The 24,640-nt window shown below is 65.5% G+C and carries 20 protein-coding genes; 17 read left to right on the forward strand and 3 right to left on the reverse strand.

Annotated elements, in window-relative coordinates; genetic code table 11:
* The first annotated feature begins 5 nt into the window (after positions 1 to 5).
* The 13 genes from ftsL to lpxC all read left to right on the forward strand — a co-directional run bounded on the left by ftsL (position 6) and on the right by lpxC (position 17,334).
* Positions 6 to 341: a cell division protein FtsL gene (gene ftsL, locus THI_RS01865; RefSeq protein ID WP_013104528.1), complete on the forward strand. Its 336-nt coding sequence runs from the start codon at positions 6 to 8 to the stop codon at positions 339 to 341.
* Entirely contained in the window at positions 338 to 2,128 is a 1,791-nt protein-coding gene (locus THI_RS01870; protein ID WP_013104529.1) for a peptidoglycan D,D-transpeptidase FtsI family protein, read from the forward strand. Before ftsL ends, THI_RS01870 begins: the two co-directional genes overlap by 4 nt.
* Positions 2,125 to 5,052 carry a bifunctional UDP-N-acetylmuramoyl-L-alanyl-D-glutamate--2,6-diaminopimelate ligase MurE/UDP-N-acetylmuramoyl-tripeptide--D-alanyl-D-alanine ligase MurF gene (gene murF / locus THI_RS01875; protein WP_013104530.1) on the forward strand — a complete coding sequence of 976 codons (2,928 nt, stop codon included), beginning with the start codon at positions 2,125 to 2,127 and terminating at the stop codon, positions 5,050 to 5,052. Before THI_RS01870 ends, murF begins: the two co-directional genes overlap by 4 nt.
* The gene (gene mraY, locus THI_RS01880; protein WP_013104531.1) at positions 5,042 to 6,220 is read left to right on the forward strand and encodes a phospho-N-acetylmuramoyl-pentapeptide-transferase; all 1,179 of its coding nucleotides are present in this window, start codon (positions 5,042 to 5,044) and stop codon (positions 6,218 to 6,220) included. The genes murF and mraY overlap by 11 nt, the downstream gene beginning before the upstream one ends.
* Positions 6,217 to 7,761: a UDP-N-acetylmuramoyl-L-alanine--D-glutamate ligase gene (gene murD / locus THI_RS01885; protein WP_013104532.1), complete on the forward strand. Its 1,545-nt coding sequence runs from the start codon at positions 6,217 to 6,219 to the stop codon at positions 7,759 to 7,761. Before mraY ends, murD begins: the two co-directional genes overlap by 4 nt.
* Entirely contained in the window at positions 7,754 to 8,989 is a 1,236-nt protein-coding gene (gene ftsW, locus THI_RS01890; protein ID WP_013104533.1) for a putative lipid II flippase FtsW, read from the forward strand. Before murD ends, ftsW begins: the two co-directional genes overlap by 8 nt.
* Positions 8,990 to 9,105: 116 nt before the next feature.
* Positions 9,106 to 10,185 (forward strand): undecaprenyldiphospho-muramoylpentapeptide beta-N-acetylglucosaminyltransferase, encoded by a 1,080-nt coding sequence (gene murG, locus THI_RS01895; protein ID WP_050986015.1) that lies wholly within the window; start codon positions 9,106 to 9,108, stop codon positions 10,183 to 10,185.
* Positions 10,182 to 11,591, forward strand: a complete 1,410-nt coding sequence (gene murC, locus THI_RS01900) for a UDP-N-acetylmuramate--L-alanine ligase (protein WP_013104535.1) — start codon at positions 10,182 to 10,184, stop codon at positions 11,589 to 11,591. The genes murG and murC overlap by 4 nt, the downstream gene beginning before the upstream one ends.
* Complete coding sequence (locus THI_RS01905; protein WP_013104536.1) at positions 11,588 to 12,724, forward strand: D-alanine--D-alanine ligase; 1,137 nt, start codon at positions 11,588 to 11,590, stop codon at positions 12,722 to 12,724. Before murC ends, THI_RS01905 begins: the two co-directional genes overlap by 4 nt.
* Positions 12,721 to 13,539, forward strand: a complete 819-nt coding sequence (locus THI_RS01910) for a cell division protein FtsQ/DivIB (protein WP_013104537.1) — start codon at positions 12,721 to 12,723, stop codon at positions 13,537 to 13,539. The genes THI_RS01905 and THI_RS01910 overlap by 4 nt, the downstream gene beginning before the upstream one ends.
* A 1-nt stretch (position 13,540) precedes the next feature.
* Positions 13,541 to 14,785, forward strand: a complete 1,245-nt coding sequence (gene ftsA / locus THI_RS01915; protein WP_013104538.1) for a cell division protein FtsA — start codon at positions 13,541 to 13,543, stop codon at positions 14,783 to 14,785.
* Between the two features lie 97 nt (positions 14,786 to 14,882).
* On the forward strand, positions 14,883 to 16,070 hold the full coding sequence (gene ftsZ / locus THI_RS01920; protein ID WP_013104539.1) for a cell division protein FtsZ: 1,188 nt from the start codon (positions 14,883 to 14,885) through the stop codon (positions 16,068 to 16,070).
* Positions 16,071 to 16,407: 337 nt separating this feature from the next.
* Complete coding sequence (gene lpxC / locus THI_RS01925; protein WP_013104540.1) at positions 16,408 to 17,334, forward strand: UDP-3-O-acyl-N-acetylglucosamine deacetylase; 927 nt, start codon at positions 16,408 to 16,410, stop codon at positions 17,332 to 17,334.
* A 15-nt stretch (positions 17,335 to 17,349) separates the two neighbouring features.
* Here lpxC and THI_RS01930 read toward each other — a convergent pair whose 3' ends face one another.
* Entirely contained in the window at positions 17,350 to 17,790 is a 441-nt protein-coding gene (locus tag THI_RS01930) for a DciA family protein (RefSeq protein ID WP_231836321.1), read from the reverse strand.
* 173 nt (positions 17,791 to 17,963) lie between these two features.
* On the opposite strand from THI_RS01930, the gene secA reads away from it, so the two are divergent.
* From secA to THI_RS01950, 4 genes are all read left to right on the forward strand, one after another.
* Complete coding sequence (gene secA / locus THI_RS01935) at positions 17,964 to 20,753, forward strand: preprotein translocase subunit SecA (protein ID WP_013104542.1); 2,790 nt, start codon at positions 17,964 to 17,966, stop codon at positions 20,751 to 20,753.
* Positions 20,754 to 20,820: 67 nt separating this feature from the next.
* A complete protein-coding gene (gene argJ, locus THI_RS01940; protein WP_013104543.1) occupies positions 20,821 to 22,056 on the forward strand; it encodes a bifunctional glutamate N-acetyltransferase/amino-acid acetyltransferase ArgJ in 1,236 nt (411 codons plus the stop codon).
* 89 nt (positions 22,057 to 22,145) lie between these two features.
* Positions 22,146 to 23,027 (forward strand): ATP-binding protein, encoded by an 882-nt coding sequence (locus tag THI_RS01945; RefSeq protein WP_013104544.1) that lies wholly within the window; start codon positions 22,146 to 22,148, stop codon positions 23,025 to 23,027.
* Entirely contained in the window at positions 23,024 to 23,437 is a 414-nt protein-coding gene (locus tag THI_RS01950) for an NUDIX domain-containing protein (protein ID WP_013104545.1), read from the forward strand. Before THI_RS01945 ends, THI_RS01950 begins: the two co-directional genes overlap by 4 nt.
* 49 nt (positions 23,438 to 23,486) lie before the next feature.
* Here THI_RS01950 and THI_RS01955 read toward each other — a convergent pair whose 3' ends face one another.
* Positions 23,487 to 23,732, reverse strand: a complete 246-nt coding sequence (locus tag THI_RS01955) for a DNA gyrase inhibitor YacG (protein ID WP_013104546.1) — start codon at positions 23,730 to 23,732, stop codon at positions 23,487 to 23,489.
* 48 nt (positions 23,733 to 23,780) lie between these two features.
* The gene (zapD, locus tag THI_RS01960) at positions 23,781 to 24,533 is read right to left on the reverse strand and encodes a cell division protein ZapD (RefSeq protein WP_013104547.1); all 753 of its coding nucleotides are present in this window, start codon (positions 24,531 to 24,533) and stop codon (positions 23,781 to 23,783) included.
* Positions 24,534 to 24,640 lie beyond the last annotated feature (107 nt).

Genomic DNA, 24,640 nt, shown 5'->3' on the forward strand with positions numbered 1-24,640 from the left:
ACGCGATGACCCGAATCAACTTCCTGCTGCTGTTTGTCGTAGTGCTGTGCGCCATGTCGGTGGTACGCGCGCAGTACCAGGGCAGGCGCACGTTTGCCGCGCTGGATGTGGCGCAGCAAAGGGCCGAGCAGTTGCAGATGGACAAGGATCGTCTGCAGGTGGAATATCGCGCGATGAGTGCGCCGGGCCGCATCGAGAGAATCGCGCGCACCCAGCTCGACATGCGCCCCATTACGGCCGCGCGCACCATCTTCGTACACGAAGGCCAGGCCACCCTGCCGCCGCTGCCCGTCATGCCGCAGTCCCCGCCGAAACCGGCCAGTAAAGGCGCGCGGCGATGAAGAATCCGGCTATGCGTGCGCCCAAGTCGGCAGCCAGCTATGGCAAGAGCCCGCTGCTGAATGTGAAGTTGCCGCCAGGTCGCGCCTGGCTGGTGAAGGGGCTGCTGTTTGCGGCGTTTGCGGCGCTGGGTCTGCGCGCCTTCTGGGTGCAGGTGTGGACGACGCAGTTCTATCAGAACCAGGGCGATCTGCGCTTTGTGCGCACCATCGAGCTGCCGGCGATGCGCGGCCGCATTCTCGACCGCAACGGCAACATTCTGGCGTCGAGCATTCCGGCCAAGACCATATGGGCCGATCCTACGCAGGTCGAGTCGGGCAACGACAAGGTGCAGCAACTCGCCCGGTTGCTCGGCCTGAACGCCGCCGATCTTCAGCGCCGGCTCGACTCCAACAAACAGTTCGTCTATCTCAAGCGGCAGGTGGACATCGACGTGGCCAAGGAGGTCAAGGCGCTGGGCATCAAGGGCATTTATGAATCGCCCAGCTACAAACGCTACTACCCGGAAGGCTCGGCGGCGGCGCAGCTCATCGGCTTTTCCAATATCGAAGGCCAGGGGCAGGACGGCATGGAGCTGGCGCTGCAAGCGCGGCTGGCCGGGCACCCCGGGGTGCGCAAGGTCGTGAAAGACCGGCTGGGTAATGTGATCGAGGATGTGTCGGGCGGCGTGCCGCCGGTGGACGGACAGGATGTGCGCCTGTCGATCGACAGCAAGATCCAGTACCTCACCTACCAGGCGCTCAAGCAGTCGGTCGAGGACAACAAGGCCAAGAACGGCAGTGCGGTGGTGATCGATGCGAAAACGGGAGAGATTCTGGCAATGGCCAACTACCCCAGCTTCGATCCGAATACCCGCAAGCGCATGACCGAGGCGGACATCCGCAACTACGCCGTGACCGATGCCTTTGAACCGGGCTCGGTGCTCAAGCCCATCACCCTGAGCGCAGCCTTGCAGGCCGGCATCATCACCCCGACGACGGTGTTCCATACCGCGCCGGGCTGCCAGCAGTTTTACGGCGCCAATATCTGCGATGACAGCAACAACGGCAATATCGAACTGCCCCAAGTCATCCAGTATTCGAGCAACGTCGCCACTTCGCAGGTGGTGAGCAAGATGCCAGCGCAAGTGCAGTGGAATATGTACACCGCGGTGGGCTTCGGCCAACGTCCGCAGATCGAGTTTCCCGGCGCGACCAGCGGGCTGATGCGGCCCATGAAACGCTGGCGCCCGATCGACCGCATCACCATGGGTTTCGGTTACGGGTTGGGTATCTCCACCCTGCAGCTGGCGCATGCCTATCTCATCTTCGCCGACCGTGGCCGCATTTTCCCGGTCACCCTGTTCAAGCACGATGAGGCGCCCGAAGGCGTGCAGGTCGTCTCGCCCACCGTGGCGCGCGAAATGCGCGGCATGCTGGCGCTGGTGACGCAGCCCGGCGGCACCGCACCGGCGGCGGCCGTGCCGGGCTACTCCACCGGCGGCAAGACCGGCACCGCCTGGATTGCCAAGGATGGCAAGTACGACAAAAAGCTGTTCCGGGCGCAATTCGTCGGGCTGGCGCCGATCCACCATCCAGTGCTGGTGATGGCGGTTTCGGTCGATCAACCGACGGGTGGCAAGCACTTCGGCGGTCAGGTGTCGGCTCCGGTGTTCGGTGCGGTGGTGCCGCAGGCGCTGCGCATTCTCGGGGTACAGCCCGACCTGCCGGTCAAGCCCGATCTCGTTCCCGCGCAAACCGCGCAAGCCCTGCAACTCCCGGCGGGCCGGGCGATGAAGGGGGGCGCATGAATCACACGCCGAAAGCGGTCGATACCGTGCTGCAAGCGTTGCGCGCCTTGGGCGTCGCGGCAGAGGCGCCGTGGAGCGCCGACAGCCGCAGCCTGCAGCCCGGCGAGGTGTTCGTCGCCTGGCCGGGGGCGGCGCGCGATCCGCGACAGTTCGTGACGCAGGCCTTGGCGGCGGGGGCAGCGGCCGCGCTGGTCGAGGCCGAGGGAGTGCAGCATTTCGGCTTCACCGATCCGCGCATTCTGGCTGTTGACGGGCTCAAGGCGCTGGCCGGGCCGCTTGCGGCGGCCTGGTACGGACATCCTTCCGAGGTCGTCAAGCTGCTGGCCGTGACCGGCACCAATGGCAAGACTTCCTGTGCTTTGTGGGCAGCGCAGGCCCTGAACGCGGCTGGGCAGCGCTGCGGGGTGATCGGAACGCTGGGCGCCGGATGGCCGGACGCGCTGCAGCCCACCGGATTCACCACGCCCGACCCGGTGCGTCTGCAGACGATCCTGGCGCGGCTGCGCGAGCAAGGCGCGCTCTGGTGCGCCATCGAGGCATCGAGCATCGGCCTGGACGAACATCGCCTGGCGGGTTGCGCTATTCATGCGGCTGCATTCACCAATCTGACGCAAGACCATCTCGACTACCACGGCGACATGGCGGCCTATGCGCGCGCCAAGCGGGCGCTGTTCGTCTGGCCGGGGCTGCAGCATGCCGTACTGGATATCGACGATCCCTACGCCGCAAGCGTCTTGCTCGCCGATTGCCGCAGCCGGGGGCTGCAGGTGCAAACCACCGCGCTGATCGCCAAGACCGACTGGTGTGCGGAAGACGTGGTGCAGACTTCCACCGGCCAGCGCCTCACTCTGGTGCATCACCACCATCGCCACGCGCTGGATCTGCCCGTGCTGGGCGCTTTCAACCTGCGCAATTTGCTGGTGGTTGCCGCGCTGCTGCACACCACGGGGCTGGATGACGCCGCCATTGCCGCCGCCTTGCGCACGGTGCGCGCGGTGCCGGGGCGCATGCAGATGCTGGGTGGCATCGGTGCGCCGCTGGCGGTCATTGACTACGCCCACACGCCCGACGCGCTGGACAAGGCGCTGCAAGCGCTGCGGCCTGTCACCGCCAAGCGCAAAGGCAAGTTGTGGTGCGTGTTCGGCGCCGGCGGCGACCGCGATGCGCGCAAACGCCCGCTGATGGCGCAGGCCGTCGAGGCCCACGCCGACCGCGTGGTACTCACCAGCGACAACCCGCGCAGCGAAGCGCCGGGCGCCATCCTGCAAGATCTGCTCGCCGGTCTGCAGCAACCTGCGCAAGCCCTGCTGATCGAAGACCGCGCCGCCGCCATCGCCCAGACCCTGTCGCACGCCGCCGTGCACGACGTAGTACTCATCGCGGGCAAGGGGCACGAAAACACGCAAGAGATTGCCGGACACAAGCAGGCCTTCAGCGACGCCTTCCATGCCCGCATGGCACTGGCCGCGCGCGGCGCAGGGCTTTGCAGCCTGGGCGAATTGCGCGACTGGATCGGGCCCGAGGCCAGCCTCATCGGCGAGGCCGAGGTGGCGGTGAGCGCCATCGAGACCGACAGCCGCAAACTCACGCCGGGCGCACTGTTCGTCGCCTTGCGCGGCGCCCGCTTCGATGCGCACGACTTTCTGCCGCAAGCGGCGGCTGCTGGCGCGCGCGCGTTGCTGGCCGAGCAAGGCGTGGGCGCTTGCGGGCTGCCGGGCATCGAGGCGCCCGACACCCTGCGCGCATTGGGCCTGTTGGCGCGAGGCTGGCGGCGCCAGCAGACGTTGCCGCTGATCGCGGTGACCGGCAGCAACGGCAAGACCACGGTGACGCAGATGCTCGCCAGCATTCTGGCGGCGTGGCAGGGCCAAGACCGGCGTCTGGCGACGCAAGGCAACTTCAACAACGAAGTGGGTCTGCCGCTCACTTTGCTGCGCTTGCGGCCGCAACATCAGGCCGCCGTGGTGGAGCTGGGCATGAACCATCCGGGCGAGATCGCCTGGCTCGCCAGTCTGGCCGAGCCCACCGTGGCGCTAGTGAACAACGCCCAGCGCGAGCATCAGGAATTCATGCATAGCGTCGAAGCGGTCGCGCACGAAAACGGCGCGGTGCTCGCCGCATTGCCGCAGACCGGGGTGGCGGTGTTTCCCGCAGCCGACGCCCAGGCCGCGATCTGGGTGGCGCAAGCCGCCGGTCGGCGTGTGTTGCGCTTTGCCCTGCGTGAAGAGGCTGAGGCGGACGTGGAGGCTGAAGTCAGCGGCCATGCGTTTTATCGGCAGGGCCAGTTGCATGTGCAATTGCATACCCCGGCGGGCCATGCCGAAGTGGGCCTGCAACTGCTGGGGCGGCACAACGCGCGCAATGCGCTGGCGGCGACCGCGGCGGCCTTGGCCGCGGGCGCTCCGCTGGATGCCATCTGCCGCGGACTCGAAGCCTTTGCTCCGGTGGCCGGGCGTCTGGTGCCGCGGCGTCTGCGTTGCGCCGACGAGCACACGCTGCTGCTGATCGACGACAGCTACAACGCCAATCCCGACTCGGTGCGCGCCGCCATCGACGTGTTGACCGAACTTCCCGGGCGCAGCCTGCTGCTGCTCGGCGATATGGGCGAAGTCGGTGACAACGGCCCGGCCTTCCATGCCGAAGTGGGGACGTATGCGGCCCAGCGCGGCGTGGCGGCGCTGTGGGCCTGCGGCGCCATGACGGCGCAGGCGGTCGCGGCCGCGCATGCGGCGGGCCTGGCGGCAGCAAAGCATCAGCCCGACTTGATGGACTTCACCCTGGAGGCCGCGGCGCTGCGCGAATTCGACACCGTGCTGGTCAAAGGCTCGCGCTTCATGCGCATGGAGCGCGCGGTGCAGGCCATCGCCGCGCTGGCGGCGAATGGCAACGGCGCGTCCACGCAGGAGGTGCACCATGCTGCATAGTCTGGCCATGTGGCTGATGGAGCTCTCGCCCGATCTGCGCTTTTTTCGGGTGTTCAACTACATCACTTTCCGTGCGGTGATGAGCACGCTCACCGCGCTGTTCATCGGCCTGCTCGCGGGCCCTGCAGTCATCCGCAAACTCACCGCGATGAAGGTCGGCCAGGCCGTGCGTCAGGACGGGCCGCAGACGCATCTCATCAAGACCGGCACGCCCACCATGGGCGGGGTGCTCATCCTGCTGTCCATCGGCGTGTCCACCTTGCTGTGGATGGATCTGAGCAACCGCTTCGTCTGGCTGGTGCTGTTGGTCACGCTGGGTTTCGGCGCCATCGGCTGGGCCGACGATTACCGCAAGGTGGTCTACCGCGACCCCAACGGCATGCGCTCGCGCGACAAGTACTTCTGGCAGACGCTCATCGGCGTGGCCGCCGCGTTCTACCTGGCTTTCGCCGTGTCGGGTAAGGGCAACGCCGAGGTCTGGCATCTGTTCGTGGCGTGGTTGCAAAGCGGCATGAGCATGCCCTTGCCCCCCGCTTCCGACCTCATCGTGCCGTTCTTCAAATCGGTCAGTTATCCGTTGGGCGTGACCGGCTTCATCGTGCTGAGCTATCTGGTCATCGTGGGCAGCAGCAACGCGGTCAACCTCACCGACGGCGCCGATGGCCTGGCCATCATGCCCGTGGTCATGGTCGGCAGCTCGCTGGGCGTGTTTGCCTATGTCACCGGCAATGCGGTGTATTCCAAATATCTGCTGTTCCCCTTCATTCCGGGAACGGGGGAGTTGCTGATTTTCGTGGGCGCGATGGTCGGCGCCGGGCTGGCGTTTCTGTGGTTCAACGCCTATCCGGCGCAGGTGTTCATGGGCGACGTGGGCGCGCTGGCGCTGGGCGGCGCCTTGGGCACCATCGCCGTGATCGTCCGCCAGGAAATCGTGCTGGCCATCATGGGCGGGGTGTTCGTCGCTGAAACCGTTTCGGTGATGATTCAGGTGACCTACTTCAAGTACACCAAGAAGAAGTACGGCGTAGGACGGCGCATTTTCAAAATGGCGCCGCTGCACCATCACTTCGAGCAACTCGGGGTGAAAGAGTCGCAGGTGGTGGTGCGGTTCTGGATCGTCACCATGATGCTCTGTTTGGTGGGCCTAGCGAGTCTGAAGCTGCGATGAACCTGAACTCACTCTCCGTTCTCGTGCTCGGTCTGGGCGAATCCGGCCTGGCGATGGCGCGCTGGTGTGCGGCGCAAGGCGCGCGGGTGCGCGTGGCCGACAGCCGCAGCGCGCCGCCCGGGCTGGCTGCGCTGCAGCGCGAAGTGCCATCGGCGCAGGTGCATTGCGGCAACCTGAGCGCCGACCTGCTGGGCGACGCGCAACTGCTGCTGCGCAGCCCCGGCATTGCACCGCACGCGGCCGAGTTTGCCGCGCTCACACAGGCAGCCGCCGAACGCGGCGTGCCGATGGCCGGTGAGCTGCATCTGTTCCAGTGGGCGCTCGACGCGCTGCGCGAAGAGCGAGGCTATGCGCCCAAGATCGTCGCCATCACCGGCACCAACGGCAAGACCACCGTCACGCGGCTGACCGGGCTGATGCTTGAGCGCGCGGGCTGGAGCGTGGCAGTGGCGGGCAATATTTCGCCGTCCATGCTCGACGTGCTGCAGGCCCGGCTTCAGGCCGACGACCTGCCCGCAGCCTGGGTGCTCGAGCTCTCCAGCTTCCAGCTTCATGGCATGGAGGGCTTCGCTGCCGACGCCGCCACGGTGCTCAACATCACCCAGGACCATCTCGACTGGCACGGCGACATGACGGCCTACGCCGCCGACAAGGCCAACATCTTCGGCAATCAGAGCGCGCAGGGCGTCATGGTGCTCAACTGCGACGATCCGCAGGTGCTGGCCATGCAGCGCCCGGGGCGCAAGCTGCGGCGCTTTGGTTTGTCGGCGCCGCAACAACCCGGAGACTGGGGCGTGGTGCGCGAAGGCGGCATCGACTGGCTGGCGCGCGCCCTCCCGGAAGAGGACTCCCCCCGAAATCGCCGCGGTGCGGCGATCTCCCCCCAGGGGGCCGGGCAAGGCTTGGGGCGGCCCGGCGCCTTGCCCGAGGCCAGGCTCCAGATGCAGCGTTTGATGCCCGCGGAAGCCCTGCGCATTCAGGGCGCGCACAACGTCGCCAATGCCCTGGCCGCGCTGGCGCTGGGCGATGCCGTGGGCGCGCCGCTCGCGCCCATGCTGCATGCCCTGCGTGAGTATCGCGGCGAGCCGCATCGCATGCAGACCGTGGCGGTGATCGACGGCGTGCGCTGGATCGACGACAGCAAGGGCACCAATGTCGGCGCTACGGTGGCGGCACTGGCGGGCATGGAAACGCCGGTGGTGCTGATCGCCGGTGGGGACGGCAAGGGGCAGGACTTTTCGCCGCTGCGCGCGCAGGCAGCCCGCTTGCGCGCTGCGGTGCTGATTGGCCGCGATGCGCAGGCCATCGCCGCGGAGCTGCAGGGGCTGGCCCCCACCGTATTCACGCAGTCCCTGGAGCAGGCTGTGCAACGCGCCGCCACGTTGGCAAAGACCGGCGATGCGGCGCTGTTGTCACCCGCTTGCGCCAGTCTCGACATGTTCCGCAACTATGCGCATCGCGCCGAGGTGTTTGTCGCTGCGGTCCGCAATCTGGCCGAGCAGCGCGGACAAGTCTGGAACGAAGGGGCCGACCATGCTTGAGCGCATGTTGCCCTTCCTCGGTCGCAAGCGCGACAAGGCTGCAGCCGATCTGCCGGTGCGCGTGGGGCATAGGGCGCCGCGCAATTCGCGCATGCTGGAGTACGACCAGAACCTGGTCTGGGTCACGCTGCTGTTGCTGGCCTACGGCCTGGTGATGGTGTATTCGGCCACGATTTCCTTCCACGATTCGCCGCGCTATGCGCAGTGGTCGCCCTACCACTATTTCATCCGCGATCTGTTCTCCATCGCGGCGGCCTTGCTGGCAAGCTGGATCGTGGTGCAGATTCCGATGGCCGAGCTGCAGAAATGGTCGATGCGCTTTTTCTTCCTCTCGCTGATCGGGCTGGTGCTCGTGCTGCTGCCGCATATCGGCAAGGACGTGAACGGCTCCAAGCGCTGGGTGGTCTTCCCCGGCGGGCTGAACTTCCAGCCCTCCGAGCTGGTCAAGCTCACCGCGCTCATCTATACCGCCGATTTCATGGTGCGCAAGCAGGAGGTCAAGCAAAGCCTGCTCAAGACCTTCCTGCCGATGATGGCGGTGATGATGATCGTGGGCGTGCTGCTGCTGGCCGAGCCCGACATGGGCGCCTTCCTGGTCATCGCTTCCATCACGTTGGCCATCCTGTTTCTCGGCGGGGCCAACGGCAAGCTGTTTTCGGTGTTCAGCGTGGCGGTGATCGGCGCCTTTGTGTTGATGATCGTGCTCTCGCCCTGGCGGCGGGACCGCATCTTCGCCTATCTCAACCCCTGGTCGGAATCGAATGCGCTGGGCAGCGCCTATCAGCTCTCGCACGCGCTGATTGCGATGGGGCGCGGCGAGTGGTTCGGCGTCGGCCTCGGCGGCAGCATCGAAAAACTGCATTACCTGCCGGAAGCGCACACCGACTTTCTGCTGGCCATCATCGGCGAGGAGCTGGGCCTGGTGGGCGTCGGCGTGGTGATCTTCGCGTTCTACTGGATCGTGCGCCGCGCCTTCGACATCGGCCGTCAGGCGCTGGTGCTCGACCGCATGTACAGCGCGTTGGTGGCACAGGGCATCGGCGTGTGGATCGGCGGGCAGGCTTTCATCAATATCGGCGTGAACCTCGGTCTGTTGCCCACCAAGGGGCTGACGCTGCCGCTGATGAGCTATGGCGGCTCGGCGCTGCTGCTCAACTGCATGGCCATTGCCGTGCTGCTGCGCGTCGATTTCGAGAACCGGATTCTGATGCGCGGAGGACATGTATGACAAGCTCCCCCCGAGATCGCCGCGATGCGGCGCTCCCCCCCCGGGGGGCGGGGCAAGGCTTGGGGCGGCCCGGCGCCTTACCCCTGTCGCCCTCGGCTGCCCCAGTGGCCGTCATCATGGCCGGAGGCACCGGCGGCCACATTTTCCCCGGCATTGCCGTGGGCGAGGGCCTGCGCGCTGCGGGCTGGACGGTGCACTGGATGGGCGCGCCCACCGGCATGGAGGCGCAGCTCGCGCCGCGTCACGGCTTCGACATGCTTTGGGTGCGCTTCGGTGGCCTGCGCGGCAAAGGGCTGCTGACCAAACTGCTGCTGCCGTTCAACCTGCTGCGCGCCTTCTGGCAGGCTTTGCGCGGCTTGCGGCGCGTTGGCGCCGACGTGGTGGTGAGCATGGGCGGCTATATCGCCTTTCCCGGTGGCTTGATGAGCGCGTGGGCTGGGGCCAAGCTGGTGGTGCATGAGCAGAACGCCGTCGCCGGTCTGGCCAACAAGGTGCTCGCGCGCCTGGCCGACCGCAGCTACACCGCGTTTCCCGACGCGCTGCCGGGTGCGCAGTGGGTGGGCAATCCGGTGCGTGCGGAGATCTGCGCCTTGCCTTCGCCCGAGCAGCGTTACGCCGGCCGCAGCGGGCCGCTGCAGGTGCTCGTGGTCGGCGGCAGTCTCGGCGCGCAGGCGCTCAACTCGCTGGTACCGCAGGCGCTGGCGCTTTTGCCCGCGGGAGAACGCCCGCAGGTGCGTCATCAGAGCGGGGCCAAGCATCTGCCGACCCTGCAACAGGCTTATCTCGACGTCGGGGTGCAAGCCGACTGCGTGGCCTTTATCGACGACATGGCCGCGGCTTATGCGCAGGCCGATCTGGTGATCTGCCGCGCCGGTGCCTCGACCGTGACCGAAGTGGCCTGCGCCGGTGTGGCAGCGCTGTTCGTGCCGTTCCCCCATGCGGTCGATGACCACCAGACGGTGAACGCGAAATTTCTCGCAGGCCGCGATGCGGCGCTGCTGATTCAACAACGCGACCTGAGCGCGCAGGGGCTGGCCGAGCTGCTGCAAAGCCTGGACCGCCCGCGCCTGCTGCAACTGGCGCAGGCCGCGCGCGGCCTGGCGCGACCGGATGCGGTGCAGGCGGTCGTGGCGGGCTGCAACGCCCTGCTGGCGGGACGCGAGACGAGCAAACAAACAGGAAGGCAAGGGCGATGAAACACGCCATTCGCAAAATTCATTTCGTCGGCATCGGCGGCGCCGGCATGAGCGGCATTGCCGAAGTGCTGCACAACCTGGGCTATGCCATCAGCGGCTCGGATCTGAGCGAGAGCGCCACCGTGCGCCGACTGCGCGAGCTGGGCCTGCGCGTGGCCATCGGGCACGACGCCGCGCAGGTGCAGGATGCCGATGCCTTGGTCGTTTCCACCGCTGTGCGTGCCGACAACCCCGAGGTGCTCGCGGCGCGTGCGCGCCATATTCCGGTGGTGCCGCGCGCGGTCATGCTGGCCGAGCTGATGCGGCTGAAGCGCGGCATTGCGATTGCGGGCACGCATGGCAAGACCACCACCACCAGTCTGGTCGCCAGTGTGCTGGCCGAAGGCGGGCTCGACCCGACCTTCGTGATCGGCGGACGGCTCAATAGCGCCGGGGTCAACGCGAAGCTCGGGCAGGGCGAATACATCGTGGTCGAGGCCGACGAATCCGACGCCTCCTTCCTCAACCTGCTGCCGGTGATGGCCGTGGTCACCAATATCGATGCCGACCACATGGACACCTACGGCCACGACCCGGCCCGATTGCGCCATGCCTTCGTCGATTTCATCGCCCGGCTGCCGTTCTACGGCGCGGCCGTACTGTGCGTGGACGACGCGGCGGTGCGCGGCATCATGCCGTTTGTTTCCAAGCCCATCACTAGCTACGGCTTTGCCGAAGACGCGCAGGTGCGTGCCATCGACGTGCGGGCCGAGGGCGCGCAGATGCACTTCACCGTGCTGCGCCGCAACGGCGTGCAACTGCCGCCGCTGGCCGTTACGCTCAACCTGCCGGGGCGGCACAACGTGCAGAACGCGCTGGCCGCCATCGCCGTGGCCACCGAACTGAATGTGGACGACGCCGCCATCCAGCGGGCGCTAGCCGGGTTCACCGGCGTGGGTCGGCGCTTCCAGCGCTATGGCGAAGTGGCGGCTCACCACGGCGGGCACTTCACCCTGATCGACGATTACGGCCACCATCCGGTCGAAATGGCGGCTACGCTGGCGGCGGCCCGTGGCGCCTTTCCGGGGCGGCGCTTGGTACTTGCCTTTCAGCCGCATCGCTACACCCGCACCCGCGATCTGTTTGAAGACTTTGTGAAAGTGCTCGGCGAGGCCGACGCGGTGCTGCTGGCCGAGGTGTACTCCGCCGGTGAAGCCCCGCTGGTCGCGGCCGACGGTCGCAGCCTGGCGCGTGCGGTGCGCGTGGCCGGCAAGACCGAGCCGGTGTTCGTCGAAGCCGTGGCCGATCTGCCGCAGGCCATTCTGGAGATGGCGCGCGAGGGCGACGTGCTGATCTGCATGGGGGCAGGTTCCATCGGCGGCGTGGCCGCTCAAGTGGTGGCGATGGCAAAGGAGACCGCGCAATGACCCCCTGGCCGCAAATCGATCCGCGCGGTCTGGGCCGGGTCGCGGTGCTCATGGGCGGTCTTTCCGCCGAACGTGAGGTATCGCTGATGTCGGGCAAGGGCGTGCTCGCCGCGCTGCAATCGCGCGGGGTCGATGCCTTTGCTTTCGATCCGTCGGTGGACGACCTGGCGGCGCTCAAGTCGTTTGGTGCGCAGCGCGCGTTCATCAATCTGCATGGCCGCTGGGGTGAGGACGGCACGGTGCAGGGCGCGCTGGAACTGCTGGGCATTCCCTACACCGGGCCGGGCGTGCTGGCCTCGGCCCTGGCGATCGATAAGGCCATGACCAAGCGGCTGTGGCATTTCGAGAACCTGTCCACACCCAAGTGGCGCGAGGTGGGCACGCTCATCGAGGCTCGCGCGGCGGCGGCCGAGCTGGGCTTTCCGCTGATTTTCAAGGCCACGCATGAAGGCTCCACGCTGGGTCTGAAACGCGCCGACAGCGAGGCCGAAGTGCAAGCCGCCTATCTCGAAGCCGCACGCTTCGACAGCCGGGTGCTGGTGGAGCAGTTCATCGAGGGCGACGAAGTGACCTGCGCGGTAATCGGCGCGGGCGATCAGGCGCGGGCGCTGCCGCTCATTCGCATCGTCGCCCCCGGCGGCAACTACGACTACGAACACAAGTATTTCAGCGACGACACCCGCTACATCTGCCCAAGCGAATTGCCTGCCGACGAAGAAGCGCGCATTCAGGATCTGGTCTTGCGCAGCTATCGCACGTTGGGCTGCCGCGGCTGGGCGCGGGCCGACGTCATGATTCGCGCGACCGACCGCCAGCCCTTTCTGCTGGAGATCAACACCTCGCCCGGCATGACCTCGCATTCACTGGTGCCCATGGCCGCGCGCGTGGCCGGGCTGGAATACGCCGATCTGTGTCTGCTCATCCTCAGCATGGCGGCGCTCGATCAACCGCATAAGGGGGTTGACCCCCAAGCTGCGGCTTCGCCTGCGCTGCCCCCCGAGGAGGCCATCCCCACCCCGGCCCTCCCCACAAGTGGAGAGGGAGCAAACACTCCTCCCCCACGCCGTGGGGGAGGTTGGGAGGGGGAAAAGCCCGCCTTGGGGCGGCCCGGCGGCGGGAGGAGCGACCGATGAGCAGTTACGCGCCACGCGAGATCCCGCTCGACATCCGCCTGATGCAAGGCACCTCGCGTGCCCTGTTCTGGCTGGTGGCGCTCGGCTGTCTGTTCGTCGCCGGGCACTGGCTGATGCAGCGCAACTGGTGGGATATCCGCGCCGTGCGGCTTCAGGGCGACCTGCAGCGCATCAGTCCGGTGACGGTACGGGCCGAGGCCCTGCCGCAGTTGCGGGGCAATTTCCTCACCATCAATCTTGCCCAGGCGCAGCGGGTGTTCGAGAGCCTGCCGTGGGTGCGTACCGCGGTGGTGCAGCGGCTGTGGCCGATGCAACTGGCGGTCACGCTGCAGGCGCAGCAGCCGGTGGCCATTTGGCGCGAGCCGGGCAGCGCGGCGCAACTGGTCAACACGCAGGGGCAGGCGTTCACCGCCAACCTCGGCGAAGTCCAGGGGCTGGGTCTGCCGCAGCTCAGCGGCCCGGCGGGAACCAGCGCGCAGGTCTTGCAGATGAGCCAGAAGCTGCAGCCTTTGATGCAGGAATTTCATCAGACCGTCGCCACGCTGGCGCAAGGCAGCGGCGGCAACTGGAGCGTGCAGACCCGCTCGGGCCTGAGCATCGACCTGGGCAGTGCGCCCGACAGCGCGGCGACCCAGACCCGCCTCAAACAATTCATGACCCTGATGCCGCAGCTCGAAGCCCGCTACGGGCGGTCCATCGACAGCGTCGATCTGCGCTATCCCAACGGCTTCGCCGTGCATCTGCAAGGTGTGGATCTGCCGGGCATGAACAAGACATCGAACAAGACACCGCAACCCGCGGGGAGGAAAGACTGATATGGCCAAGGACTACAAGGATCTGGTGGTGGCGCTGGACATCGGCACCTCCAAAGTGCTGGTGGTGGTGGCCGAAATGCTGGCCGATCGCGACAACCCGGCGGCGGGCTTCAAGATCGTCGGCATGGGCCAGGCGCCGACCGCGGGCATGCGCCGCGGGGTGGTGGTGGACATCGAGGCGACGGTGCAATCCATCCAGGCAGCCTTGAAGGAAGCCGAGCTGATGGCTGATTGCAAGATCACCCATGTGATCACCGGCATCACCGGCAGCCACATCCGCGGGCAGAACTCGCACGGCATGGTGGCCATCAAGGACCGCGAAGTCACGCAGGCCGACGTCACCCGCGTGATCGAAACCGCCAAGGCGGTGAACATTCCGGCGGATCAGCGCTTGCTGCTGGTCGAGCCGCAGGAGTTCATCATCGACGGCCAGGAAGTCAAGGAGCCGGTGGGCATGAGCGGCGTGCGGCTGGAGGTGAACGTGCACATCGTCACCGGGGCGCAGACTGCCGCGGAAAACGTGCTCAAGTGCGTGCGCCGCTGCGGCCTGGAGGTCGAGCAACTGGTGCTGCACCCGCTGGCGTCCAGCCACGCCGTGCTCACCGAGGACGAGAAGGAGCTCGGCGTGGCGGTGGTGGACATCGGCGCCGGCGTGACCGACATCGCCATCTACACCGGGGGCGCCATCCGCCATACCGCCATCATTCCGGTGGCCGGCGAGCTGGTCACCAGCGATATCGCCATGGCCCTGCGCACGCCCACGCGCGACGCCGAAGACATCAAGATCGAGCACGGCATCGCCAAGCAGGTACTCGCTAACCCGGAAGAGACGCTGGAGGTGCCTGGGCTGGGCGACCGCGGGCCGCGCATGCTGTCGCGGCAGGTGCTCGCCAGCGTGATCGAGCCGCGTACCGAAGAAATTTTCGCGCTGGCACAGCAGGTCATTCGCGATTCCCACTTCGAGGAAGTGCTGTCTTCCGGCGTGGTGCTCTGCGGCGGTTCGGCGCAGATGCCCGGCATGGTCGAACTGGCAGAAGACATTTTTCTCAAGCCGGTGCGCGTGGGCGCGCCCAGCTACACCGGCCCGCTGGCCGACATGGTGCGCAATCCGCGCATGGCCACGGTCATGGGATTGTTGGCCGAGGCCCTGCACCAGCGTCAGCGCGGCGCACGCCTTGCGCAAAAGAGCAGTTCAGTCAAGGGCTCGCTGGGACGTTTGCGCGAGTGGTTTGCAGGGAATTTTTGAGTTCTGCGGGGCGGTGCCCGGAGGGTCCGGGTGCCGCCCCGCAGAGTGTGTTCGGCGGGCGTAGGGTGCGTCAGCCGGTTTTTAACGGAGGTGTGACATGGCTTTTGAAATGATCGAGAACGACGCCCAAAGCGCGTTCAACCAGGGAACCAACATCAAGGTGATCGGTGTTGGCGGCGGCGGCGGTAACGCGGTCGAACACATGATCGCCTCGGGCGTGCGTGGCGTGGAGTTCATCTGCGCCAACACCGATGCCCAGGCGCTCAAGACCTCGGGCGCGCATCAGTTCCTGCAGCTGGGCAAGACGGGTCTGGGCGCTGGCGGCAAGCCGGTGGTCGGGCGCGAGGCGGCGGATCAGGCGCGTGGCCAGATTCGTGATGCGCTCGAAGGCGCGCACATGCTGTTCATCACGGCCGGCATGGGCGGCGGCACCGGCACGGGCGCCGCGCCGGTGATCGCCAAGATCGCCCGCGAAATGGGCATCCTCACCGTGGCCGTGGTGACGCGCCCGTTCGACTTCGAGGGCTCCAAGCGCATGGCCAACGCCGAGCAAGGCCTGGCCGAGCTGGAGGCCAATGTCGATTCGCTCATCGTCGTGCTCAATGAAAAGCTGCTGGAGGTTTACGGCGATGACATCAGCCAGAAAGAGGCCTTCGCTAAGGCCAACGACGTGTTGAAGAACGCCACCGGCGGCATTGCCGAGATCATCAATGTGCCGGGCCTGATCAACGCCGACTTCGAGGACGTGAAGAGCGTGATGGGCGAGCCGGGCAAGGCGATGATGGGCACTGCGGTGGCCAGCGGCCCCGACCGCGCCCGTCTGGCGGCCGAGCAGGCTGTGGTCTGCCCGCTGCTCGACGGCGTCGATCTCTCGGGCGCCAAGGGCGTGCTGGTGAACATCACCGCAGACGACTCGCTGCGCCTGGGCGAAACGCGCGAGGCGATGAACGCCATCCGCGCCTATGCCTCGCCGGAAGCCAACATCATTTTCGGCACGGTCAACGACCCGACCATGGGCGATTCGCTGCGCGTCACTGTGCTGGCTACGGGCTTGTGCGGCAAGGCCGAAAAGGCCGCGCCGGAACTCACCATCATCCGCACCGGCACCGACAACATGCCGCTGCGCACGCAGGGCTATGGCGGCCAGGCTGGTGCGGACCCGTATCAAAGCCCGGCGATCTGGCGTAGTGGCCGCGGCGCACCGTCGGCGCATGTGAACGCGCTGATGCAAAGCGGTATGGAGGAAATGGAAATTCCGGCTTTCCTGCGCAAGCAGGCGGACTGAGCCTTTCCGCGAAACACGCGCCCGGTGACGGGACGCGGCGATGCACTGTGGCGGCATGGGCCGTACCGCAGAGCTGGCCCGTCCCCCCGACGGAGTGACCCGACTCCGCATGGTTTGTCGCCGCCGCGCAGGAGCAAAGGCGTTGCTGCGCTCTGACAGATCACCTCCCTGTCAGGGCGCGACAACGCGGGTCAACTAAGCGGGTCAACGACGCGGGCCAGCAACGCTGGCCGAAAGCGCCTCGGTGCTCCTTCAGGGTCTTCAGCAGAATTCAGGCTTGGCACCTAGAATGCATAGCATCTGGCAATCAAATTTAGAAATCTCATAAGTTATTGACATGTTGGCGCAACGCACCATTCAATCCGTCAACCGCGCTGTCGGCGTGGGCCTGCACAGCAGTGAGCGGGTGGAACTGACCCTGCGCCCCGCCCCGCCCGATACGGGCATCGTGTTCACTCGTACCGATCTGAGCGAGCCGGTCGAAATTCCGCTGAGTCCGTTTGCCGTGGTGGATACGCGCATGGCGACCACGCTGGGGCGCGACGACGTGAAGATCCACACCGTTGAGCATCTGCTGTCGGCCTGCTCCGGTCTGGGGATCGACAATCTGTATATCGACGTCACGGCGGAAGAAATCCCCATACTCGACGGCTCAGCGTCTTCATTCGTCTATTTGCTGCAATCGGCAGGCATCGCGCTGCAAAATGCACCGAAAAGATTCATCCGCGTACGCAAGCTCGTTGAATTGCGGCTCGGGCAGGGCAGCGACCTAAAATGGGCGCGACTTGAGCCCTACGACGGCTTCAAGCTGAGTTTCGACATCGATTTCGACCACCCCGCCGTCAATCAGACCGCGCAGTCCACGGTGTTTGAGCTGGGGCGCGACTCGTACGTGAAAGACATCGCCCGCGCTCGCACCTTCGGCTTCATGCGCGATGTCGAAACCCTGCGCAGCAATGGGCTGGCGCTGGGAGGCAGCATGGAAAACGCCATCGTCATGGACGAATACCGCGTGCTCAATCAGGAAGGGCTGCGCTTCGACGATGAGTTCGTCAAACACAAGACGCTCGATGCCATCGGCGATCTGTATGTGGCGGGCAAGGCGCTGATCGGCGCGTACAGCGCCTTTCGCAGCGGCCACATGGTCAACAATCTGCTGCTGCGCGAACTCTTTGCCGATGAATCCAGCTACGAGATCGTCAGCTTCGAAGACGCCACTCGCGCCCCGGCGGGTTTTCGCGCCGTTCCCACCTTCGCTTTTTGACGGCGTTAACAGGCCCTAGTCAGCCTGTTCCAGCAGTTGACGCAATCTTGCCTTGACCGCATCCGGGCATGAGGGCGGCTGGGTCGCTGTCGGGGCCGTTTGCGGCCCACGCTCTGCCCGTGGCTGTACCCGGATGCGCATGTCGCGCAGGGCGAAGCCGCGGTCCTGCAAGTGCCGCAGCAGGGTCGGCTTGAACTGACTGAGCTTGGCAGCCACCGCGCTCGAACTGGCGGTCAGGCTCCACACCCCGTCCTGCCAGCGCCCCGCCTGCACGCCGTCCAGCAGTGCCGGGGGTAGCAGCGGACGGGCGGATTGCCACATCTGGTGCGAAAGCGTGGCGGCGTCGCGCAGCGCGGCTATGGGGGGAGAAACGCGTGCCCAGGCCGATAGCGATGCGGCGCCTTTCTGGATGAAAGGCGCCGACGACACGGCGGCGGATGGACGTTGGGTGGGCATGGGCAGAGGGAACAGACTGGAAATCCTGGAGTCCACCCCCATTGTGCCAGCCTGCGGACGGTAAAAACGCACGCATACAATGAAATGTTCTCGGAAAGTCGGGCGTGCGTCTGTCGCTGCGGGCTTCCCTCAAAACCACACTCAAAGACTGCGGGCCTGGAGTCCGCCTTCCCATGCCAGTCAAATTCCTCACCAGTCTGTTCGGCAGCCGCAACGAACGTTTGCTGCGCCAGTACCGGCGCGTGGTCGAGCGCATCAACGCCCTGGAACCGCAATTCGAAAGACTCAGCGACGATGAACTCAAGGCCAAGACCGCCGAGTTTCGCCAGCAGGTGGCCAATGGCCGCAGTCTCGATGATCTGCTGCCAGAGGCGTTTGCCGTGGTACGCGAAGGGGGCAAGCGGGCGTTGAAAATGCGGCACTTCGATGTGCAGATGATCGGCGGCATGGCGCTTCACAACGGCAAGATCGCCGAAATGCGTACCGGCGAGGGCAAGACCCTGGTGGGCACGCTGCCGGTTTATCTCAATGCGCTCTCGGGCAAGGGCGTGCATGTGGTCACGGTGAACGATTATCTGGCCCGGCGCGATGCCGAGTGGATGAGCCGTCTCTACACCTTCCTCGGTTTGAGCGTGGGCATCAACCTGCCCAATATGACCAAGCCAGAGAAGCAGGCGGCCTACGCTGCCGATGTGACCTACGGCACGAACAACGAGTACGGCTTCGATTACCTGCGCGACAACATGGTGTACGAGCCGGCCGAGCGGGTGCAGCGCGGGCTGAACTATGCGCTAATCGACGAGGTCGACTCCATTCTGATCGACGAGGCGCGCACGCCGCTGATCATTTCTGGTCAGGCTGACGACAACACCGATCTTTACAAGAAGATCAACGTCATCGTCCCGCGGCTGGAGCGTCAGATCGGCGAGGAAGACCCGATCACCGGCAAAGGTGTGGAGAAACCCGGCGATTTCACCGTCGATGAGAAAGCGCATCAGGTGTTCCTCACCGAGTCGGGCCACGAAAAGACCGAGGCCATCCTCACCGAAATGGGGCTGATTCCCCCGGGCACCACGCTGTACGACGCGGCCAACATCGCGCTGATGCACCATGTGTATGCGGCGCTGCGCGCCAATCACCTCTACCACCGCGACCAGCATTATGTGGTGCAGAACGGCGAGGTCATCATCGTCGATGAGTTCACCGGCCGCATCATGGCGGGCCGCCGCTGGTCCGACGGGCTGCATCAGGCGGTGGAAGCTAAGGAAGGCGTGGACATCCAGAGCGAGAACCAGACGCTGGCCTCGATCACCTTCCAGAATTATTTCCGCATGTACGCCAAGCTCGGCGGCATGACAGGCACCGCCGATACCGAAGCCTTCGAGTTTCAGGAAATCTACAAGCTCGAGACCGTGGTCATCCCGACCAACAAGCCCATCCGCCGCAAGGATGCGCAGGACAAGGTGTACAAAACCGCGCACGAGCGCGATCTGGCCGTGGTCGAAGACATCCGCGACTGCCACGAGCGCGGCCAGCCGGTGTTGGTGGGCACCACCTCCATCGAGAGCAGCGAAAAACTCTCGATGCTGCTGCAGCAGAAAAAGCTGCCGCATCAGGTGCTCAACGCCAAGCAGCACGCGCGCGAAGCCGAGATCGTGGCGCAGGCCGGACGCCCGGGCATGATCACCATCGCCACCAATATGGCCGGTCGGGGCACCGACATCGTGCTCGGCGGCAATGTGGAAAAACAGTGCGAGATCATCGAGGCCGACCCCAATCTGTCGGACGAGGAAAAAGCCGCCAAGGTGCACACCCTCAAGAGCGAATGGCAATCGCTGCACGACCAGGTGATTGCCGCAGGCGGCCTGCACATCATCGGCACCGAGCGGCATGAAAGCCGCCGGATCGACAACCAGCTACGCGGTCGTTCCGGGCGGCAAGGCGACCCCGGCTCCACCCGCTTTTACCTCTCGCTCGATGACGCGCTGATGCGCATTTTTGCCGGCGACCGCGTCAAGGCCATCATGGAACGGCTGAAAATGCCCGAGGGCGAAGCCATCGAAGCCGGCATGGTGACGCGCTCGATCGAGAGCGCGCAGCGCAAGGTCGAGGCGCGCAACTTCGACATTCGCAAGCAACTGCTCGAATACGACGACGTGTCCAACGAGCAGCGCAAGATCATCTATCAGCAGCGCAATGAACTGCTCGACTCCACCGAGGTCAGCGAGCAGATCACCTCACTGCGCCAGGGCGCCTTCTCCGATCTGGTGCGCGCCTATGTGCCCGAGCAGAGCATGGAAGAGCAGTGGGATATTCCCGGCCTCGAAAAAGTGCTGCGCGATGAATGGCAGATCGAGCTGCCGCTCAAAGAGTGGCTGGAGTCTGACGAGAACATGACCGATGAGGACGTGCTCGAGCGCGTGCTCGAAGCCGCCGACACCGCTTACTCCACCAAGGTCGATCTGGTCGGACGCGACAACTTCGCCCAGTTCGAGCGCGTGGTGCTGTTGCAGACCCTCGACCAGCAATGGCGCGAGCATCTGTCGTCGCTCGATCATTTGCGCCAGGGCATCCACCTGCGCGGCTATGCGCAAAAGCAGCCCAAGCAGGAATACAAGCGCGAGGCGTTCGAGCTGTTTGGCATGATGCTCGATTCGGTGAAGTCCGAAGTCACCCGCGTGCTGATGACCGTGCAGGTGCAAAGCCCGGAGCAGGCCGAACAAGCCGCCGAGAACATGGAGCAGCAGGCGCAGCGCATCCACATCAACTTCCAGCATGCCGATGCGACATCCGGCATTTCCGTGCTCGACAGCACCGAGGCGGCGCTGGCCGGCATGGCCGTCGCAGGCGGCGCCGCCGCTGCATCGCTGTCGGAAAATCCTTACCCCAAGGTCGGTCGCAACGACCCCTGCCCTTGCGGCAGCGGCAAGAAATACAAGCATTGCCACGGCAAGCTGAGTTGAACTTGGCTGCAGGGCCCGTCGGGCCTGCAGCCCTTCCTGAATGGCATCACGTTGTGGAGAGTCTGTCATGGCGGTGAATCTTCAAGTCCCTGATCCAAGTCGCCTGCACGCCGTTGAGGGCGTTTTGCTGGGTGTCGCCGAGGCGCAGATCCGCAAGCCGGGGCGCAAGGATGTCACCGTCATCCAGATCGCACCCGGCGCCAGCGTGGCGGGAGTGTTCACCCAGAACCGGTTTTGCGCCGCGCCGGTGCAGGTGTGCCGCGAGCATCTGCAAAGCACGGGCGGGCAGGACGTGCGCGCCCTGGTCATCAACACCGGCTGCGCCAATGCCGGAACCGGCGCTCAGGGTCTGGCCGATGCGCGGCAGACCTGCGTGGAACTGGCGGGCCTGCTTGGTGTGCAGCCCGAGCAGGTGCTGCCGTTTTCCACCGGCGTGATTCTGGAGCCGCTGCCCATGCAGCGCCTGATCGACGGCCTGCCCGCCGCGATTGCCGCAGCGCGCAGCGAAGGCTGGCTCGATGCCGCTGCCGCCATCATGACCACCGACACCTTGCCCAAGGCGGCCAGCACGCAGGTGGCGATTGACGGCGTCACCGTGACGCTGAGCGGTATCAGCAAAGGCGCGGGCATGATTCGCCCGAATATGGCGACGATGCTCGGCTTCATCGCCACCGATTGCTCCGTCGCGCCCGAAGTGCTGCAGCAGCTCACCCGCGCCGCGGCGGACGAGTCGTTCAACAGCATCACCATCGATGGCGACACCTCGACCAACGATTCCCTCGTCATCATCGCGACGGGCAAGACGGATCTGGCGAAGATCACCCGCGCGGACAGCCCACAGGCGCAGGCCTTGCAGGCCGCGCTCACCGTGCTGGCGCAGCAACTCGCCCAGGCCATCGTGCGCGACGGAGAGGGCGCCACCAAGTTCATCAGCGTACGGGTCGAAGGCGCACGCAGCCGCGACGAGGCGCGCTTGGTGGCTTATGCCGTGGCGCATTCGCCTTTGGTGAAAACCGCTTTCTTCGCCAGTGACCCGAATCTGGGCCGCATTCTGGCGGCAGTGGGCTACGCCGGGGTGACCGATCTCGACGTGGAGGGCGTCGATCTCTATCTCGACGATGTGCATGTCGCCACGCGCGGCGGCCGCCATCCCGCTTACCGCGAAGAGGAGGGCCAACGCGTGATGAAACAGGCCGAGATCACCGTGCGCATCGCCCTGGGCCGTGGCGCGGCGGCGGCGACGGTGTGGACCTGCGATCTGTCGCACGACTACGTGTCCATCAATGCCGATTACCGCTCCTGAAACCCATGCCGACCCAAACCGGAACCCGCCGCAAGACGGCCCGCACCCAAGCCCGCGTTGAAGTGGATGCACCCCGTGCCGATGCGCCAATGTCCATTAATCTGAGCGGCCAGCTTGCCGCGCTGTTTCAACGAGCCAACGGCCTGCTCGATCGGCTGGAAACGCTGCTGCCCACTCCTTTGTCCGAGCCCAACTGGGCGGCGTCGGTCGCCTTTCGCTGGATCAGCAAGGGCGGGCGCAAGCAGCTGGTGCCCGTGCACAAGCTCTCGCCCATCACTTACGACGATCTGATCGGTATCGAAGATCAACGCCGCAAGGTCGAGCGCAATACCCGCCAGTTCGTGCAGGGCAAGCCGGCTAACAATGTACTCATCACCGGCTCGCGCGGCACGGGCAAATCGTCCCTGGTCAAGGCCAGTCTGAACAAATTCGCGCGCCAAGGGTTGCGTCTCATCGAGGTGGACAAGGCCGATCTGGTCGATCTGCCCGAACTCACCGACCTGCTCGCAGATCGTCCCGAGCGTTTCATCGTGTTCAGCGACGATCTGTCGTTCGAGGAAGGCGAGCCGGGCTACAAGGCGCTCAAGTCGGTGCTCGATGGCTCGGTCAGCGCGACTGCCGACAACGTGCTGATCTACGCCACCTCCAACCGGCGGCATCTCATGCCCGAGTATCTGCAGGAGAACCTGAGCTACAAGCATCTCGAGAATGGCGAGATCCACCCCGGCGAAGTGGTGGAAGAAAAAATTTCCCTCTCCGAGCGCTTCGGGCTCTGGGTCAGTTTCTATCCCTACAGTCAAGACGACTATCTGCATATCGTCGAGCATTGGTTGCGCGCCTTCGGCGTGAACGACCGGCAGATGGACAAAGCCTTGCAGGAGTCGCTGGTCTGGGCGCTGGAGCGCGGGTCCCGGTCTGGCCGCGTGGCTTGGCAATTCGCCCGCGACTGGGCGGGGCGCGGCGGGAAGTGAATCCGTCCCCGTCTCAGCGCACGCCCGTTGCGGTGGCGGTCGGGCTGATGGTGCGCGCAGACGGCGCCTTTCTCATGGCTTCGCGCCCCGAGGGCAAGCCCTATGCGGGTTACTGGGAGTTTCCGGGCGGAAAGCTGGAAGTCGGCGAGTCGCTGCGGGACGCGCTGGCCCGGGAGTTTGAAGAAGAGCTTGGGGTGCGGGTGCGTGAGGCCCAGTTCTGGCGCAGCCTGCGCGTGGACTATCCCCATGCCCTGGTCGATCTGCAGTTCTGCCGCATCACCGCGTGGGACGGCGAACCGCAGGGCCGCGAAGGCCAGCAACTATCGTGGCAAACACTGCCGGTCACGCTCAGCCCGGTGCTGCCCGGCGCGTTGCCGGTGTTGGGGTGGCTGGCGCAGGAGGGGGGCTGAACGCTGCGCACGGCTCGGTGCGCGCTCAGTGGAGTCTCTCAGTGAAGTCTCAGTGGGGCTGGCCCCGGTTCTGAAGATTGCTGCGTTCGAGTTCTTGTTCCAGTGCGTCTATATCAGCGGCGTCGGGTTTGGTCGGCACGCGATAGCTCTCGCTGGCCCAGGCGCCGAAATCAATCGACTTGCAACGCTCGCTGCAAAACGGTCGCCAGGGATTGCTCAGGCTGTAAACGGTGAGTGTGCCGCATTGCGGGCATCGCACCTTGGGCCGCGAGGTAGGAGAAGAATCTGAGTCCATGGCAAGTTTCAAGGCCAATCAAGGCCAATCAAGGACGATCAAGGACGATCAAGGACAAAGAGTCATGTCGAAAGGCACTTCATCCGTGCTGGGCGTGATGCGCCAATCGGCGTCAGGTTGCATGAAGCGCACCGACACCATGAGCCGGTGGCCGGTGATTTCCGGGATCAGGCCCAGAGCGCCGTCGATGCGCAGTCGCAGCAGTTGATACGTCTTGCCGGAGAGTTGTTGCTGGTAGGCGCCATTGACGGCCTGGATCTTGCGCGTACTGCCGGAGTCGCGCAGCAGACGCAGCAGGAGTTCGATGCTGCTGGCCAGTGGTGCAAAGGACTGCAGCCATTGCGCCAGATTGCTCTGGCGCTGTTGCTGCGGCAAATGCTGCCAGGCGTAATAGGCGGGCAGGTCGAATTCGCAGGTGCCGCCGGGAATGCCCGCCCGGCTGCGGATCGCCATGAGCCATTCGTTGTCCTGCAGGCTCTGGCCCACGCGGCCGTGCTGCTGACCGAGCGCCTGGTAGGCCTGATCGAGTTCGCCGAGCACGGCATCGAGCGCGGACTCGGCCACCGCCGGATTGCCGCGATAGCCGATGAAGGTCTGCCGATGGCGTTCGAGTTCCTTGAGGATTTCAGACTTGAGATCCTGGCGGCTTGCGACATCCATGATCTCGAACAGGGTGACCAGCGCGAAATGGTGATGCTCCGGCAGGGCGCTTTGCTGCAACACATCGGCTCGGCGGAACAGGTGTTCCAGCCTGAGCAGGGTGCGCACGCGTTCGTGCAAGGGGTATTCGTACAGAATCACGGACCGATCCAGTGGGGTGCCGCAAGGGCTCAAGACCCTGTGCGAGAGATATTGGTTTTGTCGTCAGCGGGTGTTGCGGCGGCTGACCGCATTGTCCTGCAAGCCGC

It is taken from the genome of Thiomonas arsenitoxydans (assembly GCF_000253115.1).
Taxonomy (GTDB): Bacteria; Pseudomonadota; Gammaproteobacteria; order Burkholderiales; family Burkholderiaceae_C; genus Thiomonas; species Thiomonas arsenitoxydans.

Bases quoted from the DNA above. Each gene is read 5' to 3' on its own strand.
- mraY (WP_013104531.1), top strand. From the start codon at position 5,042: ATGCTGCATAGTCTGGCCATGTGGCTGATGGAGCTCTCGCCCGATCTG.
- murF (WP_013104530.1), top strand. From the start codon at position 2,125: ATGAATCACACGCCGAAAGCGGTCGATACCGTGCTGCAAGCGTTGCGC.
- THI_RS01930 (WP_231836321.1), bottom strand. From the start codon at position 17,790: ATGCCCACCCAACGTCCATCCGCCGCCGTGTCGTCGGCGCCTTTCATC.
- argJ (WP_013104543.1), top strand. From the start codon at position 20,821: ATGGCGGTGAATCTTCAAGTCCCTGATCCAAGTCGCCTGCACGCCGTT.
- THI_RS01910 (WP_013104537.1), top strand. From the start codon at position 12,721: ATGAGCAGTTACGCGCCACGCGAGATCCCGCTCGACATCCGCCTGATG.
- ftsA (WP_013104538.1), top strand. From the start codon at position 13,541: ATGGCCAAGGACTACAAGGATCTGGTGGTGGCGCTGGACATCGGCACC.
- secA (WP_013104542.1), top strand. From the start codon at position 17,964: ATGCCAGTCAAATTCCTCACCAGTCTGTTCGGCAGCCGCAACGAACGT.
- lpxC (WP_013104540.1), top strand. From the start codon at position 16,408: ATGTTGGCGCAACGCACCATTCAATCCGTCAACCGCGCTGTCGGCGTG.
- ftsL (WP_013104528.1), top strand. From the start codon at position 6: ATGACCCGAATCAACTTCCTGCTGCTGTTTGTCGTAGTGCTGTGCGCC.
- murC (WP_013104535.1), top strand. From the start codon at position 10,182: ATGAAACACGCCATTCGCAAAATTCATTTCGTCGGCATCGGCGGCGCC.
- murG (WP_050986015.1), top strand. From the start codon at position 9,106: ATGGCCGGAGGCACCGGCGGCCACATTTTCCCCGGCATTGCCGTGGGC.
- THI_RS01905 (WP_013104536.1), top strand. From the start codon at position 11,588: ATGACCCCCTGGCCGCAAATCGATCCGCGCGGTCTGGGCCGGGTCGCG.
- THI_RS01955 (WP_013104546.1), bottom strand. From the start codon at position 23,732: ATGGACTCAGATTCTTCTCCTACCTCGCGGCCCAAGGTGCGATGCCCG.
- ftsW (WP_013104533.1), top strand. From the start codon at position 7,754: ATGCTTGAGCGCATGTTGCCCTTCCTCGGTCGCAAGCGCGACAAGGCT.
- ftsZ (WP_013104539.1), top strand. From the start codon at position 14,883: ATGGCTTTTGAAATGATCGAGAACGACGCCCAAAGCGCGTTCAACCAG.
- THI_RS01870 (WP_013104529.1), top strand. From the start codon at position 338: ATGAAGAATCCGGCTATGCGTGCGCCCAAGTCGGCAGCCAGCTATGGC.
- murD (WP_013104532.1), top strand. From the start codon at position 6,217: ATGAACCTGAACTCACTCTCCGTTCTCGTGCTCGGTCTGGGCGAATCC.
- THI_RS01945 (WP_013104544.1), top strand. From the start codon at position 22,146: ATGTCCATTAATCTGAGCGGCCAGCTTGCCGCGCTGTTTCAACGAGCC.